The 16198-nt window shown below is 57.9% G+C and carries 15 protein-coding genes; 12 read left to right on the top strand and 3 right to left on the bottom strand.

What is annotated here, in order from left to right; translation table 11 throughout:
• Nucleotides 1-168: 168 nt before the first annotated feature.
• The 6 genes from E2F43_RS19285 to E2F43_RS12130 all read left to right on the top strand — a co-directional run bounded on the left by E2F43_RS19285 (nucleotide 169) and on the right by E2F43_RS12130 (nucleotide 6594).
• Nucleotides 169-603 (top strand): type IV pilin protein, encoded by a 435-nt coding sequence (locus E2F43_RS19285; protein ID WP_338054592.1) that lies wholly within the window; start codon nucleotides 169-171, stop codon nucleotides 601-603.
• A gap of 11 nt (nucleotides 604-614) precedes the next feature.
• Nucleotides 615-1202, top strand: a complete 588-nt coding sequence (gene pilV, locus E2F43_RS12150) for a type IV pilus modification protein PilV (protein ID WP_238946893.1) — start codon at nucleotides 615-617, stop codon at nucleotides 1200-1202.
• 2 nt (nucleotides 1203-1204) lie between these two features.
• Nucleotides 1205-2371 carry a PilW family protein gene (locus E2F43_RS12145; RefSeq protein ID WP_133213087.1) on the top strand — a complete coding sequence of 389 codons (1167 nt, stop codon included), beginning with the start codon at nucleotides 1205-1207 and terminating at the stop codon, nucleotides 2369-2371.
• A gap of 101 nt (nucleotides 2372-2472) precedes the next feature.
• Complete coding sequence (locus E2F43_RS12140; protein ID WP_238946892.1) at nucleotides 2473-2868, top strand: hypothetical protein; 396 nt, start codon at nucleotides 2473-2475, stop codon at nucleotides 2866-2868.
• 40 nt (nucleotides 2869-2908) lie between these two features.
• Nucleotides 2909-6058: a pilus assembly protein gene (locus tag E2F43_RS12135; protein WP_133213083.1), complete on the top strand. Its 3150-nt coding sequence runs from the start codon at nucleotides 2909-2911 to the stop codon at nucleotides 6056-6058.
• Entirely contained in the window at nucleotides 6055-6594 is a 540-nt protein-coding gene (locus E2F43_RS12130) for a GspH/FimT family pseudopilin (protein ID WP_133213081.1), read from the top strand. Before E2F43_RS12135 ends, E2F43_RS12130 begins: the two co-directional genes overlap by 4 nt.
• A gap of 15 nt (nucleotides 6595-6609) precedes the next feature.
• On the opposite strand, the gene E2F43_RS12125 is transcribed toward E2F43_RS12130, so the two are convergent.
• Together E2F43_RS12125 and E2F43_RS12120 are read right to left on the bottom strand one after the other, a co-directional pair.
• On the bottom strand, nucleotides 6610-7065 hold the full coding sequence (locus E2F43_RS12125) for a DUF4124 domain-containing protein (protein ID WP_133213079.1): 456 nt from the start codon (nucleotides 7063-7065) through the stop codon (nucleotides 6610-6612).
• Between the two features lie 20 nt (nucleotides 7066-7085).
• Nucleotides 7086-7520 (bottom strand): DUF4124 domain-containing protein, encoded by a 435-nt coding sequence (locus E2F43_RS12120; RefSeq protein ID WP_133213077.1) that lies wholly within the window; start codon nucleotides 7518-7520, stop codon nucleotides 7086-7088.
• Nucleotides 7521-8017: 497 nt separating this feature from the next.
• Between E2F43_RS12120 and E2F43_RS12115 the strand changes: the two genes are divergently transcribed.
• The gene (locus E2F43_RS12115) at nucleotides 8018-9763 is read left to right on the top strand and encodes an acetolactate synthase 3 large subunit (protein WP_133213075.1); all 1746 of its coding nucleotides are present in this window, start codon (nucleotides 8018-8020) and stop codon (nucleotides 9761-9763) included.
• A 2-nt stretch (nucleotides 9764-9765) separates the two neighbouring features.
• On the top strand, nucleotides 9766-10257 hold the full coding sequence (gene ilvN, locus E2F43_RS12110; protein WP_133214277.1) for an acetolactate synthase small subunit: 492 nt from the start codon (nucleotides 9766-9768) through the stop codon (nucleotides 10255-10257).
• 608 nt (nucleotides 10258-10865) lie between these two features.
• Here ilvN and ilvC read toward each other — a convergent pair.
• Nucleotides 10866-12338 carry a ketol-acid reductoisomerase gene (gene ilvC, locus E2F43_RS12105; protein ID WP_133213073.1) on the bottom strand — a complete coding sequence of 491 codons (1473 nt, stop codon included), beginning with the start codon at nucleotides 12336-12338 and terminating at the stop codon, nucleotides 10866-10868.
• 115 nt (nucleotides 12339-12453) lie between these two features.
• Between ilvC and ilvY the strand changes: the two genes are divergently transcribed.
• From ilvY to E2F43_RS12085, 4 genes are all read left to right on the top strand, one after another.
• On the top strand, nucleotides 12454-13359 hold the full coding sequence (ilvY, locus tag E2F43_RS12100) for an HTH-type transcriptional activator IlvY (protein WP_133213071.1): 906 nt from the start codon (nucleotides 12454-12456) through the stop codon (nucleotides 13357-13359).
• Nucleotides 13360-13392: 33 nt separating this feature from the next.
• Nucleotides 13393-14241: a CDP-diacylglycerol--serine O-phosphatidyltransferase gene (gene pssA / locus E2F43_RS12095; RefSeq protein ID WP_420820775.1), complete on the top strand. Its 849-nt coding sequence runs from the start codon at nucleotides 13393-13395 to the stop codon at nucleotides 14239-14241.
• 92 nt (nucleotides 14242-14333) lie between these two features.
• On the top strand, nucleotides 14334-15317 hold the full coding sequence (gene msrP / locus E2F43_RS12090) for a protein-methionine-sulfoxide reductase catalytic subunit MsrP (RefSeq protein WP_133213069.1): 984 nt from the start codon (nucleotides 14334-14336) through the stop codon (nucleotides 15315-15317).
• Nucleotides 15317-15916: a protein-methionine-sulfoxide reductase heme-binding subunit MsrQ gene (locus E2F43_RS12085; RefSeq protein WP_133213067.1), complete on the top strand. Its 600-nt coding sequence runs from the start codon at nucleotides 15317-15319 to the stop codon at nucleotides 15914-15916. Before msrP ends, E2F43_RS12085 begins: the two co-directional genes overlap by 1 nt.
• The last annotated feature ends 282 nt before the right edge of the window (nucleotides 15917-16198 follow it).

Genomic DNA, 16198 nt, shown 5'->3' with positions numbered 1-16198 from the left:
CTCGTCATCCCCGCGAAGGCGGGGATCCAGCGACTTTCGTGCCCATGGCGAGAAACAATAGAATCCCCCATCTAAAAACAACCGCTTATCCCCACATTCCCGCCTTTTATCCGTGATTTCTTTCTCATTTTCCCCATACTGATACCTTGTAATGGGGATACTAGGGGAATGTACGCCATGGGCGGGCAACCACGATTACAGACAAAACAACGCGGATTCACCCTGATTGAGTTGATGGTGGTGGTGATTATTGTGGCGGTGTTGTTGGCCATAGCTCTTCCGGCTTATCAGAACCAGGTTCGTCGTGGGAACCGGGCAGCGGCGCAGGCAGAAATGCTCGGTATCGCCAACTTACAGCAACAGTATCTTTTGTCGAACCGCACCTACATGGGTCTGACTGAGCTAAATGCGTCTGGTTATGTGATGGACCCTGATGTCGAAAGGAACTATGTCAACCCTCCGACGATTACCTTGGGCGGAGGGACTGTGCCTTCCTACACTCTCAGGTTCGTTCCCAAGGGGCAGCAGAGTGTAGACGGCTGGTTGGAGCTAAACAGCGAAGGCGATTACACGTCTGAGTTCCCGGACAAATGGGATCGTTGATGGACGGTCGTATGCGAAATATCTCCCGGCAGTCTGGCGCCCTGATGATCGAAGTCCTGGTGACCATTGCAATAGTGGTTATCGGGCTGCTCGGTTTGCTGAATTTGCAAACCCGACTGCAGGTGTCGGAGATGGAGTCCTACCAGCGAACCCAGGCGCTTATGCTGCTGGATGATATGGCGCACCGTATTATGACCAACCGGTTTAATGCGGCTAGTTACACTACCGATCCTACTGACGGAGTGGGTGTAGATACCACCAATTGTGGCAGCACAACGGCAGTTGCATTGGACGTTCGCGATAAGGCGGAATGGTGCGAGGCCCTGAAGGGCGCAGCAGAAGAGACAGGCACCACCAAGGTGGGTGCAATGGTGGGTGGCCGCGGCTGTGTGGAGTTGATTGGTACAGGCGGAGTACAGGAGTACCTGGTGACCGTAGCCTGGCAGGGCTTGACGCCAGTCGCGCAACCCCCGGCAGGGATCAAGTGCGGATTGAACAAGTACAACTTGCCAGCCGGCTCTGAATGCGCGACCAAAGCCGATTTCTGCCGCCGCTATGTTTCTACCATCGTCCGTATCGCGGACCTGACGGACCTGTAATCATGAACAAGCGAGTGAGCTCAAACAGCGGATTGATGAGCAACCGGCAGCGGGGCCTCAGCCTGATCGAGTTGATGATCGCCACTACGCTGGGCCTGATTATCGTTGCTGCCATGACCCAACTTTATGGCGACGTGGTGGGCGCCAACCGGGAGATGGCCAAAACCAATAGCCAGATAGAGAATGCCCGCTTTGCCATACAGCAATTGCGTAACGACATCGTCCACGCCGGGTACTGGGGTGCGCATGTCCCTGATTTCGATAATTTGATGGTGCCGGGAGCGCCAACTGACAAGCCGACCATCGTGCCGGACCCCTGCCTGGCGTATGCCTCCTGGGGCAGCCTCACCGGCCCCATCATCTACTCCATGATTGGCATCCCGGTGCAGGCCTACGAGGGATCGCCCAGCGCTAACTGCAACACGCTGCTCACCGGGGAATTGACCACGGCCGGTACTGACGTACTGGTAGTCCGCCATGCGGATACCTGCGTCGCCGATGGTACCAATTGTGCGGCAGATGCCAGTGGGCCCGTTTACTTCCAGGTGTCCAACTGCTTATCGCAGTTATCGGCTCCTCCTTACTACCAGTTGAGTGACACGGGGTTTACCAGCACCTACGAGCGCGACTGCTCAACCATTGCACCCAAGCTGCGCTTCGTGCAGAATATTTATTTTATCAAGAACAACGCTCAAGGCATCCCGAGCCTGTATCGCTCTGAGTATGGCCTGTCGGGCGGTACTCCGGGGCAGTTGAACGCCCAGGAACTAATACCCGGTGTCGACCGCTTCCGTGTCGAACTGGGTTTCGATACCGTCTCCGAAAGCGGCGCCACCCTCAACTCCCTCGACTACGACGCTGCCGTCGCCTGGCAGGATCCTGATGTCTGGGATGTGGCTACCAACCGTGGTGACGGCATTCCCGATGGCGCTTTCGTTCATTGTAATAGCGGCACGCCATGCACCGTATTCCAGCTAACCAACACGGTGGCGGCCAAGATCTACGTCCTGGTCCGGGCGGACCAGCCCAGCCCCGGCTACATCGACAGCAAAACCTACAACCTGGGTACGCTGACTAACGTCGGTCCGTTCAACGACAACTACAAGCGCCACGTGTTCAGTACCACCGTCCGCATCAATAACGTGGCCGCCAGGAGGGAGACACCGTGATTCACCATGCATCTCCAGCCCGTCAGCGCGGCGTAATCACTATTTTTATTTCCATGATAATGCTGCTGCTGATCACGATCCTGGTTGCGACGGCGTTCCGCATGAGTACCACCAACTTGAGAGCCGTGGGCAACGTGCAGTCTCGCGCCGAAGCGATTGCCGCGGCGGAAAAGCTTATCGAACAGAAAATTCTCGAGGATGCGGGTCTGCTCGCGTTCCAGGCGGCACTGGCACAGGACGTTGATATAGATCAGGACGGCACCAACGACTACGCGGTGAATGTTGCTGTGCCGGTCTGTGTGCGCGCTACGCTGGCAAATACGCTCACTACCAGCAGTGTGACTTTGCCCGGATTCAGCGCGGGCGGTGCCTGGAATACGGTTTGGGAAATCACAGCGGTAGCAACGGACGTGAAGTCCGGCACCAGGGTCAGTGTGGTGCACGGAGTGCGCTATCTGCTGACCGACATCGAAAAGGATCAGGTATGCCCCGCGTGATCGGCATTGCAAGAGCCGACGTGAGAGCAAGGAGAGTACTATGAACATCGTGAAATCAATTATCGGGGGCCTTATTGGCGGCATGCTGTCGCTGAGTGCAGGCATCGCGGTGGCCGAGGATATCGACCTGTTCCTGGGCTTGCCTGCCAGCTCAACTGACGCTCCCAATGTGTTGTTCGTGATCGACAACACGGCGAATTGGGCACAAACCAGCAGTGTTACCGGCAATGCGATCTGGGATTCGGAACAAACTGCGCTGGCGGATATATTCGATAGCCTTGATGATGGCATCATCAATATTGGCATCCTCATGTATACCGAAACCGGAGGCGATGACGATAATGTCGATGGCGGTTATATTCGCGCCGCGATACGGAATATGAGCGGCACAACCACAGATAAGTACATCGATCTGATAGAGTCCTTTGACATACTTGACGACCGGTCCAACGGGGGCAAGGCCGGCCTGGCCATGATGGAGGCCTACCTGTATTTTGCGGGGCTTGGCCCGCAGTCGGGTAACAATAAGGTCAAGACAGACTATTTGACGAACAACAATGGAACGACCGAAGACAACGCGGTTTGGACGCTCCCAGGCAATGCTCTCAACAGCAAGGGAGGGTCACCCTACAATAGCCCGATAGCAGATGGTTACTGTGGCAAAAACTACATAATCTTCATCAGTAATGGCGCAGCGCAGGACAATAACGCGGATATCAGCCGCGGCGAGGGCATACTCAGTAGCCTGGGCGGCGATATCTCGCAAATATCCATTACCCCTAGCGGCAGTGCGAAAAACCCGGCTGACGAGTGGGCCCGGTTTATGGCAAACAGCCCCGAGGACATTACCACCTTTACCATTGATGTCGACAAGGTAACGACCGGGCAGGGGCCGGGTTGGAGCGCCCTGTTGCAGAGCATGGCGGATGAATCCGGGGGTACCTATTGTGATGCCACCAGCGGAATATCGGACATCACCGAATGCGTTAACGCAGCACTGAGCAAGATACTGGCTGTAAATTCCGTGTTTGCTTCGGTAGCGTTACCCGCCAGTTCCAACGCCCAGAGCACCTTTGTTAACCAGGTCTACATCGGTCAGTTCCGCCCCGATGAGAATGGTAATCCCCGCTGGTTCGGTAATCTGAAGCAGTACAAGTTGGGCTTCGATAGCGGCAGCGGATCCAATGTCCTGCGCCTGTTGGACGCCAATGATGATGTCGCAATCGACTCCGGTACCGGCTTTGTCGACGAATGTGCGCGCAGTTTCTGGACGCCCGGCGGTACCGACAGCTACTGGTCCTATCTGGCCCCGGGGGATCGACGCGGTGAGTGCCTGTTAGTGCCCAGTTCTGACCAGTCCAACTACCCGGATGGGCCGGTGGTGGAAAAGGGCGGCCAGGCCTATGTTGGTCGCGGCGGGCTGAACTGGGCTACGGCCAGCGTATCCCGCACGGTGAAAACCACGCCCTCCAGTTTCTGTGGCGGGGATACTGGTGGCCCCTGTACAACAGCTGATCTCACCAACTTTGATACCAACAATGGCTCTGTAACTGCCGTACTTACCAATGACCAGATCAACTGGGCGCGCGGAGAGGACATACAGAATGAGGACAATGATAGTGATGGGAATACGGGCGATTATCGCCCCTCATTGCACCTGGATGTGGTGCACTCCCAACCCATCGCCGTGGACTACGCCAATAACCCTGCTGATCCGAACGTGGTGGTGTTCTATGGCGCCAACGACGGTATGTTACGCGCCATCAATGGCAACCGGAGTGCGTCTTCGAGTTTTACTAGCGCCGGGGAGGAGTACTGGGCCTTTATGCCGCCTGAATTCTATCCCCACGTGGATCGACTGTACGACAACACCACAGTGATTAATTTTCCAGCCTCTGGCGCCACTGCCGGTACCGGCGGTGCGGCCAAGCCCTACGGTCCCGACGGTCCCATAACCGCCTGGAAAGACGTCAGCAATCATCGCTACCTCTATTCGGCAATGCGTCGTGGCGGGCGTACCATATACGGATTCGATATCACCACCATCGGCAGCCCCACGCTGCTGTTTCGCCTTGGCTGCACTACGCCGATAGGCGATGACTCGGGCTGTGCCAGCGGCTGGGACGAGGTCGGACAGACCTGGTCGCCGATGCAGGTTGCCGAACACGAGAGCGGGAATACCTACCTGATCATGGGTGGCGGGTACGATCCCTGCGAGGATGAAGATGACCCCAACACCCCGGCGAACCACGATTGCAGTGCGGGTACCGAGGGTGACAGGGTTTACGTGCTGCATGCGACTACAGGCGCGATCGCCAACTCGTTCCAGACCGACCGGGCGGTGCCGGGGGCGGTTACAGTGGTAACGGTTAGCGATAGCGACCCAAACATCCAGTTCGCCTATGCTGCCGATACTGGCGGCAATATCTATCGTCTTTCCGGTCCCGCCGGTGCCGCGATCGGCACTACCCTGCCGGCAAGCTGGGAATTGACAAAGATTGCCGACCTGGGCTGCGGAGACAAATCTGATGATACCTGCAGTGCCAACAGGAAGTTTCTTTACGGGCCGGATGTGATACGCATGCCCACCAGCGGCAGGTTTGGCGTATTCGTCGGTTCCGGTGATCGGGAGAAGCCAATTTACGATTACGGCGCCGCTCGTTCAGTATCCAACTACTTCTACGCCTTATTCGATGACCCGAATGATCCCACATGGCTCACTAGTGAGAGCGCCACCTGTAACGAGTCATCCATCTGTGCGGATTCCCTGACCTCGGTCGATCCCAATACGCCGCTCGCTACGGGTATGACCGTCAGCGACAAGGGCTGGAAAATGGCTCTGCGCGACGACGAACAGGTAGTATCAGCCGCGCTGACCGTGGCCGATGTAATCAACTTCAGCACCCATATTCCAGAGGACCCAAACTCTTTACAGTGTGATTCTGACTTGGGTACGGCGACCACTTACAACGTGGATTACACCGATGGAGAAGGCGACCTTATAAACATAGTTGGTGGTGGTCTGGTGCCTACACCAGTGGCCGGCAATGTAATCCTGGATGACGGCACCACGGTGCCTTTTTGTATCGGCTGCGGTGGTGAGAACTCGGCCATTGGCGGCAGCGAGGTGACCAGTGGTATTAACTGGACCCAGGGCAAGAGTCGTGTGTATTGGAAAATAGATAAATGATGCGAGCTATGTCCAGATGCCCTGAGGTAACCAGGTCCCGGGAGCGAGTCCGGGGCTTCACATTGATGGAATTAATGATCGTGCTGGTCATCCTCGGGGTAATTCTCGGGGTGGCTTTGCCGGGTTTTCGTAACCTGACCCTCGCCACACGGCTGACCAATTACGTCAATGAGTTCGTGGCCGGTATATACACTGCCCGGGGGGAGGCCATCAAGCGAAATACCAATGTACGCCTGTGCGCTTCAGCGGATTGGCTTACTTGCGCCACCAGCGGTGGGTGGGCGCAGGGTTGGATCGTTACCGACCCGAACAATGTTGTGATCAGGGAATATCCCGGTTTAGAAACCGGCTTTTCCATGACGGAGAGTGGTGGCGCGCATACTTTGACCTTTGACTCCACAGGCTATGCTGGGGTTTCGACAACTTTCAATCTCTGTCGCCATACCCCATCTCTCGGCTATCAGGGTCGGCAGGTTTCAATCAGTATCACCGGGCGAAGTAATGTCACACGCACCACGCCGAGTTCCTGTCCCTGACGGTAATGCTGTAATTCAAGGGCAATAAACGCTAACCTGGGCCTTCGCCTTTTCTCGCTCGACAATTACTTCTTCTTCCGTCAGGAAGCGTTCCTCTCCCTGGTCGTCACGAATCCTCACCTTGGCGTTGCCGGTCAGGGCTTCCAGGTTGGTTTTGGCCCGGCTACAAAGTTCCGGGTTTTTCTTTGAGCGCCGGGCCTCTTCTTCATCCACTTGAGTGAACTCGTTTCCCACCCGGGGCTTGACCTCCGGCGGCACGGCGCCCTGGTCGCCGGATACTACTCGCTTGAGGCCGGAACCGGTGGTGATAACCTCGTAGTCAATTCCCTTGGGCGGCGGGCGGTCGCTGTGAACCGGGTTGCCGCGATCATCTATCCATCGATAGTGAACCGTCCCGCAAACAGCAACGCTTGAAACTAAAGTACTGGCGAAAATAGTCGCCAGTATGAAAGTTCTTTTTGAACGGGTCATATATGGTCTCCGTGAATAGCTCACTCGCAATGTATTTCAACGATTTCCATGGCTTTCTGACGCTCCTCTGCCTTTTCCTCTTCTGTCATGAAGCGGTTCTCGCCGGTGTCGTCTATGATCCGAATTCGTGGCCTCTCCAGAAGCTGCAGATTCGTTCGTGCGTTTTTACAGTATTCCGGGTTTTTCTTAATGATAGTCTTTTTTGGTTTGATCTTTTCTGGAGCTTGCGGGCGAGGCCTGGGTTCCACCGGGTCCGCCCCGTCAACCCGCCTGACCACACTGGATTCCGTTCCCACCGCTTCATAGTCCGTCCCCGCAGGTGGCGGCCGGTCACTCATTACCATGTTTCCTTCGCTGTCCTTCCAGCGGTAGAACGTGGTGTCTGCTGCCACATTCATGCTGGTCAGTATGAGAGCCGCGATTATTGCCGCTGCCCCTGATATGCGCTTGCTCAAGACCTAACTCCCTAATTTTTATAGGAATCATCAGTATAAAAGTAAACCACAGCTGGCAATACGGCAATGTTGCAAAATGTGGTGAAAGTCACATGCCCCCCCGCCACGGTTGACTTTGGCCTACTTTCTGCCAAGATTGCCCCGTCTTGCAAATGGCAACGGCTAACGTCGAGTACCCTCGGCCTCTGGTCTACTGGCTTGATCCGATTATTCATTCCAGCTGTTTGTGAGTCCCGTATTCAATCTGGGCCGCACTGGCCAGGTTGAGGGCCAGACACTGCGCTACCCCGCAGGGCGACCGATACACGGGTTCGTGATCGATTTTTCCCTGAAGGAGCGTCCCTCCCGGGGACGGATTGCGAAGTGTATCGAGCTCGACAAAGGGGGTGGCGTGGCCTGCCGAATACCGGTCTCAGGTATTCGTTCTCGCAACGACCACACAATCTGAAGATTCGCACCGGCGAGGGTTACGCGTCGGGCGCTTTAGGAGATTTGCTGTGGAATTGTTATCCGGCGGTGAAATGATCGCTCGCGCACTGGAAGACGAAGGCGTTGAATACGTTTTCGGCTACCCGGGGGGCGCGGTACTACATATATACGACGCACTGTTCAAGGACTGTAAGGTGCCGCACATCCTGGTGCGCCATGAACAGGCGGCTACCCATGCGGCGGATGCCTACGCCCGTGCCACCGGTAAGCCCGGCGTGGTGCTGGTGACCTCGGGACCCGGCGCCACCAATGCCATTACCGGTATAGCCACCGCCTACATGGATTCGATTCCCCTGGTGGTGTTCTCCGGCCAGGTACAGAGCCACCTGATTGGCGAGGACGCCTTCCAGGAGACCGATATGATCGGTATCTCCCGGCCCATTGTGAAGCACAGCTTTATGGTGAAGAACGCCGAAGAGATTCCGGCGACCATCAAGAAGGCGTTTCATATTGCCGCCACCGGACGCCCCGGCCCGGTGGTGATCGATATCCCCAAGGATATTACCCGCCCGGATGAAAAGTTCGAGTACCATTACCCGGAGTCGGTAAAGCTGCGCTCCTACGCACCGGCCCAGCGCGGCCATACCGGGCAGATCAAGAAAGCGGCGCGCATGCTGCTGGCCGCCAAGCGCCCGGTGATATATGCCGGCGGCGGTGTGATCCAGGGGGAGGGTAGTGACCTGCTCACCCGCCTGGCCCAGGATCTCAATTACCCGGTGACCAATACACTGATGGGACTGGGCGCGTATCCCGGCTCCGACCGCCAGTTCCTCGGTATGCTGGGTATGCACGGTTTCTATGAGGCCAACATGGCCATGCACCATGCCGATGTCATCCTGGCTGTCGGTGCCCGCTTTGATGACCGGGTGACCAACACCGTTAGCAAGTTCTGCCCCGGTGCCAAGATTATCCATATCGATGTGGACCCGGCCTCCATTTCCAAGACGGTGCAGGCTGACATTCCAATCGTTGGCCCGGTGCAGTCGGTGCTCACTGAAATGCTCTCCCAGATCGAGCAGATCCAGCAAAAAGACGGCGACTTGCCGGACTCGGCTGCTCTGGAACGCTGGTGGAAGCAGATCGACGAATGGCGCGCCTCCCACGGCCTGCTCACCGGTCGCCGTTATCGCGAGAGCGATATGATCATGCCGCAACAGGTCATCGAGAGCCTTTACCGGGCAACGGATGGTGACGCCTACGTTACCTCCGACGTGGGCCAGCACCAGATGTTTGCCGCCCAGTACTACCGCTTCGACAAGCCGCGCCGCTGGATCAACTCCGGCGGTCTGGGCACCATGGGTTTCGGCCTGCCCGCCGCCATCGGTGTGAAGCTGGCCTTCCCCGACGCCGATGTGGCCTGTGTCACCGGCGAAGGAAGCATCCAGATGAATATTCAGGAGCTATCCACCGCAACCCACTACAAGACACCGGTCAAGGTGATCAACCTGCGCAACAACTACCTGGGCATGGTGAAACAGTGGCAGGACATGCAGTACGAGAGCCGTTACTCCCAGGTGACCTATGCCGATTCCCTGCCGGACTTCGTCAAGCTCATGGAGGCCTACGGGCACGTGGGTATCCAGGTGGACAAGCTGGAAGACCTGGACGCTGCGATGGATGAGGCCTTCGCCCTCAAGGACCGCACGGTGTTTGTGGATGTCCTCATCGACCGGATGGAACACGTGTATCCCATGCACATTGCCCCCAATGGCTCCATGAAAGACATGTGGCTTTCCAAGAACGAGAGGACCTGATGATGAGACGCATATTATCGATGCTCATGGAAAACGAGCCGGGTGCGCTGTCACGGGTCGTCGGCCTGTTTTCCCAGCGTGGCTACAACATCGAAACCCTCAACGTGGCGGCAACAGACGACCCGACCCTGTCTCGCCTGACGCTGACTACCAAAGGCGACGACCTGCATATCGAACAGGTGACCAAGCAGCTCAACAAGCTGGTGGATGTGGTCAAGGTGGTGGATTTGTCCGAGGGCGCCCACGTGGAGCGCGACCTCATGCTCATCAAGGTTCGCGCCAGCGGCATCGCCAGGGATGAGGTGAAACGCACCACGGATATTTTCCGTGGGCAGATTGTCGACGTGGGACCCAACGTTTACACCATCCAACTGGTGGGTACCTCTGACAAACTCGACTCCTTTGTCGCCGCCATGACCGACGTGGATATTCTGGAAGTGGTGCGCTCCGGTGTGGCGGGGATTTCCCGTGGCGAGAAGGTGCTGAGCCTGTAGTCGACGTCGTCCATCCCGGCCGCCGACAGTCTGATGTCATTCCGGCCCAATATGTCATCCCGGCCCCGATATGTCATCCCGGCGAAGGCCGGGATACATTCCCGTAAACGCACTGGCTGACGCTCCAGGAATCCCCCACTCCCGTCATCCCCGCTTGCGCAAAAACCCATCAGTCCCGTCATTTCCGCTTGTGCAGAAATCCACCAGTCCCGTCATTCCCGCTTGTGCAGAAATCCACCAGTCCCCTCATTCCCGCTTGTGCAGAAATCCACCAGTCCCGTCATTCCCGCTTGCGCAGCAATCCACCAGTCCCGTCATTCCCGCTTGCGCAGCAATCCACCAGTCCCGTCATTCCCGCGCAGGCGGGAATCCAGAGACGTTCAGCACTAGCACCGTCACCGGGGCAGCTGGATCCCCGCCTGCGCGGGGAAGACGGGGCAGGACAAGCGGGGAAGACGGGGCAGGACAAGCGGGGAAGACGGGGCAGGACAAGCGGGGATGACGGGGTAGGCCAAGCGGGGAAGACGGGGTAGGCCAAGCGGGGAAGACGGATCGAGACAGACAAAAAAGGGGCCGTCAGGCCCCCGTCTCATTCCAGCGAGTGAAGATCACACAATCTTCTTCATCGCCGTCATGTAACCCCGCAGTTCCTCACCAATGATCTCAACCGGGTGGTTGCGAATAGCGCGGTTTACGGCAATCAGTTCCATGTTATCGACCCCGTTGTCACCGCCGATACCCTTGCCGATGACGTCGGTGTCGACCTTCTCCATAAAGTCCTTGAGCAGCGGACGGCAGGCGTGGTCGAACAGGTAGCAGCCATACTCGGCGGTATCGGAGATCACCACGTTCATTTCGTACAGCTTTTTGCGGGCGATGGTGTTGGCGATCAGCGGCGTCTCGTGCAGTGACTCATAGTAGGCAGATTCTTCCTTGATGCCTGCCTGAACCATGACCTCGAATGCCAGTTCAACGCCGGCCTTGCACATGGCGATCAGTAGAATGCCGTGGTCGTAGTATTCCTGCTCGGAAATATCCTGGTCGGTGTTCTCGGCATTCTCGAACGCGGTTTCCTGGGTGGCGGCGCGCCACTTCAGCAGGTTGGCGTCATCATTGGCCCAGTCTGCCATCATGGTGCTGGAGAATTCGCCGGACATGATGTCGTCCTGGTGCTTCTCGTACAGGGGGCGCATGATGTCCTTCAGTTCCTCTGCCAGGTGGAAAGCGCGTACCTTGGCGGGATTGGACAGGCGATCCATCATGTTGGTGATGCCGCCGTGCTTGAGGCCCTCGGTCACGGTTTCCCAGCCGTACTGGATCAGCTTGGAGGCATAACCGGGATCGATGCCTTTTTCGACCATTTTGTCGAAGGACAGAATGGCGCCGGTTTGCAGCATGCCGCAGAGGATCGTCTGCTCGCCCATCAGGTCGGACTTCACTTCCGCAATCGGGGAGGATTCCAGTACCCCGGCGCGGTCGCCGCCGGTACCAGAGGCCAGGGCCTTGGCGATATCCATGCCTTCGCCTTTGGGGTCGTTCTCACGGTGTACGGCAATCAGGGTGGGCACGCCGAAGCCGCGCTTGTACTCTTCCCGTACCTCGGTACCGGGGCACTTGGGGCACATCATCACCACGGTGATGTCTTTGCGGATCTGCATCCCTTCTTCTACCAGATTGAAACCGTGGGCGTAGTCCAGGCAGGCGCCTTCCTTCATCAGCGGCATAATCGCGTTGACCACACTGGTGTGCTGCTTGTCCGGGGTGAGGTTCATGACCACGTCGGCCGTGGGGATCAGCTCTTCATAAGTGCCAACCGTAAAGCCATTCTCGGTGGCGTTTTTCCAGGACTGGCGTTGTTCAACGATGGCGCTCTCGCGCAGGGCGTAGGAGACGTCAAGGCCGGAATCCCGCAGGTTCAGGCCCTGGTTCAGGCCCTGGGCGCCACAGCCGACGATGACGATTTTCTTGCCCTTTAGGTAGTTGCAGCCATCGGCGAATTCGCTGCGGTCCATAAAGCGGCACTTGCCCAGTTCTTCCAGCTGCAGGCGCAGGGGAAGGGTGTTGAAGTAATTCTGGCCCATGTGATGTTCCTCCGGGGTTTGATGATTCAGGGAGGGAACAATACGGCAATACTTCGCTTGCGTAAAACGCTATTAAAGAGATACTGTGTTGCGATAATAGCAATGAAGATCAGCCATGGACACGCGAGCACTCTCCGTTTTTCTCTCCGTTGCCGAGACCCTGAATTTCAGCCGTAGCGGGCAAGCCCTCCATATGAGCGTGTCGGCGGTAAGTCGCACCGTAGCGCGACTGGAACAGGAGGTGGGCCAGCCCCTGTTCGAGCGGGACCGGCGCCGGGTGACCCTGACCCGGGCCGGGAACGAGTTCCGGGAATATGCCCGGCGCTCCCTGGCCGACTGGCAGCAGTTGCAGCGTAAACTGGGCAGTGGCGGAGAGCTGGCTGGCGAGGTCAGTCTGTACTGTTCGGTGACCGCCACCTACACCCTGCTGGCGCCGATACTGGCTGCCCTGCGCGGTACCCACCCCTCGCTGGAAATCATGATGCATACGGGCGATCAGGCGGACGGTATCGGCAGGGTGCTGGAAGGGCAGGACGACCTCGCGGTAACCATTTGCCCGCTCAATGTACCTCCGCGGCTTGAGTACCTTCCTCTGGTGGAGTCTCCCCTGCAGTTTTGTATGCCCGCTTCCAATTGCCAGGTGCGGGAGCGGGTACTTGCCAGCCAGGATGACGGTCGTATCGACTGGGAGGCCCTGCCGCTGATTGTGCCGGAGCGGGGAACGACCAAGGAGCTGCTGGATGATTGGCTGCGCGAGCGTGATGTGCGTCCGCAAATCTATGCCCAGGTCGCGGGCCACGAGGCCATTGTCGCCATGGTCAGCCTGGGGTTGGGGATCGGCATCGCCCCGCAACTGGTGATCGAATCCAGTGGCCTGGGCAGCGGTGTCGATACCATTTCGCTGGAGCAGGGGCTGCCCTCACTTTCCATCGGTCTTGCCGCCCTGCGCCAGCGACTCGCCAGCCCGCTGGTGCGTGCGCTCTGGGAAGTGGCCGGGCAGACCTACCCTGACCCGGTTTGATACAATAGGCAGCAAATTCGGACCGGAACGACAATGATGGACGAGCAGGAAGCGAACAAGCAAGAGACAGACAGGCCTTCCGTGGCTCCGGGAGTGTCCGCGCCGCTGGAAATACTGGTGGACGAACACGAGGAGGAGGTGTCCGAAAATGGCAAGCCGGTGCGCCGCCAGGGTATTTTCCTGTTACCCAACCTGTTCACTACCGGTGGACTTTTCGCCGGCTTTTATGCGGTGATAGCCGCCCTGCGCGGCGACTTTGAATCTGCTCCCATCGCCATCCTTGCCGCTCTGGTGCTCGACGGCCTGGACGGACGCATCGCTCGCCTGACCAATACCCAGAGCAAGTTTGGCGCAGAGTACGACAGCCTTGCCGATATGGTGTCCTTCGGTGTAGCCCCGGCGCTGGTGATGTTCAGCTTCGCCCTGGGCGACCTGGGCAAGTTTGGCTGGAGTGCTGCGTTTATCTATGTTGCCTGTGCCGCCCTGCGCCTGGCCCGTTTCAATACCCAGATCGACATCGCCGACAGGAATTTCTTTACCGGCCTGGCGAGCCCGTCCGCGGCCTGTGTTATTGTCAGCGCGGTCTGGGTCTGCAGTGACATGGGCCTGGTTGGCACGGATCTGCCGGTAGAAGTGGCGGTGCTCCTGGCCTGCCTTACCGCCATCATCGGTATCCTGATGATTGCCAATTTCCCCTACAACAGTTTCAAGGGCATTGATCTCCACGGAAGGGTGCCCTTCGTGGTAATGATCATCATGGTGCTGGTATTCGGTCTGGTCACTCTCGATCCGCCGCTGATCCTGCTCCTGGCCTCACTGGCCTACGCCATTTCCGGGCCGGTCAATATGGCACTGGGCCGGCGCAGAAAGCATTCACCCTGACACGATTGGGGCCGGCCCTGTTGCTCCAGGCGGGAACCATTCGACAGCGCTGTGCTCTCAGTAACAGGTGAGAAATACAGGCTTTCAGTCCGATGGCAAGATTCAAGGTTCCCTCTGTTCCCTCCTCGGAGATAACCCCGGAGTCGGTCTACCTGCGCCGCCGGCAGTTTATCAAGGCCGCCGGACTGCTGGCGGCGCCGGCGCTGGGGACATTCAGCGCCAGCCTCAGTGCCGCTGTGACAACGGGAGGTAAACCCCTCGAATACCGTCCGGCAGAGCAGGGGCGGCCTGCCTTCAGCACCGACGAAGACCGCGCGCCCTTTGATGACGTGGCGTCTTACTGCAACTTCTATGAGTTCGGCACCGGCAAGGGCGACCCCGCCCGGTATGCCCACGAAATGAGCGTGGATCCGTGGAGCATCGACGTCGAGGGAGAAGTCGCCAGGCCAGGGAAGCTTTATCTGGAGGATTTGTACAAGCGTTACCCGCTGGAGGAACGAGTGTACCGTTTACGCTGTGTGGAAGCCTGGTCCATGGTGGTACCCTGGGTCGGTTTTCCGCTGGCGGCCTTGCTGGATGATTTCGAGCCCACCAGCAAGGCCCGCTACGTGGCCTTCGAAACCCTGCACCGGCCCGCAGAAATGCGCGGCACCCGCTCTTTTACCAGTACCATCGACTGGCCCTACCGGGAAGGCTTGCGCATCGATGAGGCCATGCACCCGCTGACCATCATGGCGGTTGGCATGTACGGCAAGACGCTGCCCAACCAGAATGGCGCGCCTGTTCGCCTGGTGGTGCCCTGGAAGTACGGTTTCAAGAGCATCAAGTCCGTGGTGCGGATCCGCCTTAGTGAACAGCAACCGCAAACCTCCTGGCAGATGACCAATCCCCGTGAGTATGGTTTTTACTCCAACGTGAATCCGCAGGTGGATCACCCTCGCTGGAGCCAGCAGTATGAGCGCAGGTTGCCCTCGACGCTGCTGCAGCCCAACCGAATCAAGACCCGCATGTTCAATGGCTATGAGGAGCAGGTAGCAGACCTCTATGCCGGCATGGACCTGCGCAAGTATTACTGATGAGTAGCCTGCTGAAGCCGGCGGTGTTTGTGGCGTGCCTGCTACCCTTTGGCGGATTGGTGTTCGGGGCGGCTGGGAACAGCCTGGGACCCGACCCGGCAGAGGCGATTATGCATGCCAGCGGCGAGTGGGCGCTGCGCTTGCTGCTGCTGGCTCTGGCGGTCTCGCCGGTAAGGGAATTGCTGGGTTGGCGCTGGCCGCTGAGCTTGCGCCGAATGCTGGGTCTTTATGCGTTCTTTTACGCCACCCTGCACCTGGTGACTTTCAGCCACTTTTACCTGGGCTGGTCGGGGGCCATATTGCTGGAGGAACTCGCCGAGCGACCCTATATCGCCGCAGGGTCGCTGGCCTGGTTGTTGATGCTGCCCCTGGCGGTGACCTCTACCCGTGCCATGCAGCGTAAACTGGGCCGAAACTGGCGCAAATTGCACCGGGCGGTATACGTCGCCGGCGTTTTCGCCTGCCTGCACCTGGCCTGGCAGGTGCGATCTGATCTGGGCGAGCCCCTGGCCTACGGTATTTTACTTTTCCTGTTGCTTCTGTGGCGACTGCGCGTGTATAGTCCGCGCCGCTTTGATGTAATGCGGAGACGGGCCTGAACAGGCGGTTTCAGGTCGAAAAACAGGCAGCTTTCCAGGCCCTGTAAAAAACCTGAAATATTTTTCCGAAAGCCCTTGCGGGGGCGGAAACGATCCGTATAATGCGCATCCTCGGTTGGGGGAGCCCCTCACCGAAAACTCAAAACCCTGGCGGTTTGAGTGTTGCTTAACAAGAAGACGAAGACAGATGTGTGGGCACTTGTTGGGATAGTTGATCACGACTATTCAGACACAACAAGTGACCATTGATTCATAGTTTTATGGAACATTGATTTCGAATTG

This window comes from Seongchinamella unica, from assembly GCF_004354085.1.
GTDB classification, from domain to species: domain Bacteria; phylum Pseudomonadota; class Gammaproteobacteria; order Pseudomonadales; family Halieaceae; genus Halioglobus; species Halioglobus unicus.
This window is presented reverse-complemented; position numbering and strand designations above follow the sequence as displayed.

Coding starts and splice junctions, on each gene's coding strand:
- E2F43_RS12085 (WP_133213067.1), top strand. CDS start 15,317: ATGAGTAGCCTGCTGAAGCCGGCGGTGTTTGTGGCGTGCCTGCTACCC.
- ilvN (WP_133214277.1), top strand. CDS start 9,766: ATGAGACGCATATTATCGATGCTCATGGAAAACGAGCCGGGTGCGCTG.
- ilvY (WP_133213071.1), top strand. CDS start 12,454: ATGGACACGCGAGCACTCTCCGTTTTTCTCTCCGTTGCCGAGACCCTG.
- pssA (WP_420820775.1), top strand. CDS start 13,393: ATGATGGACGAGCAGGAAGCGAACAAGCAAGAGACAGACAGGCCTTCC.
- E2F43_RS12130 (WP_133213081.1), top strand. CDS start 6,055: ATGATGCGAGCTATGTCCAGATGCCCTGAGGTAACCAGGTCCCGGGAG.
- E2F43_RS19285 (WP_338054592.1), top strand. CDS start 169: ATGTACGCCATGGGCGGGCAACCACGATTACAGACAAAACAACGCGGA.
- E2F43_RS12140 (WP_238946892.1), top strand. CDS start 2,473: ATGAGTACCACCAACTTGAGAGCCGTGGGCAACGTGCAGTCTCGCGCC.
- E2F43_RS12135 (WP_133213083.1), top strand. CDS start 2,909: ATGAACATCGTGAAATCAATTATCGGGGGCCTTATTGGCGGCATGCTG.
- E2F43_RS12145 (WP_133213087.1), top strand. CDS start 1,205: ATGAACAAGCGAGTGAGCTCAAACAGCGGATTGATGAGCAACCGGCAG.
- pilV (WP_238946893.1), top strand. CDS start 615: ATGCGAAATATCTCCCGGCAGTCTGGCGCCCTGATGATCGAAGTCCTG.
- msrP (WP_133213069.1), top strand. CDS start 14,334: ATGGCAAGATTCAAGGTTCCCTCTGTTCCCTCCTCGGAGATAACCCCG.
- E2F43_RS12125 (WP_133213079.1), bottom strand. CDS start 7,065: ATGACCCGTTCAAAAAGAACTTTCATACTGGCGACTATTTTCGCCAGT.
- ilvC (WP_133213073.1), bottom strand. CDS start 12,338: ATGGGCCAGAATTACTTCAACACCCTTCCCCTGCGCCTGCAGCTGGAA.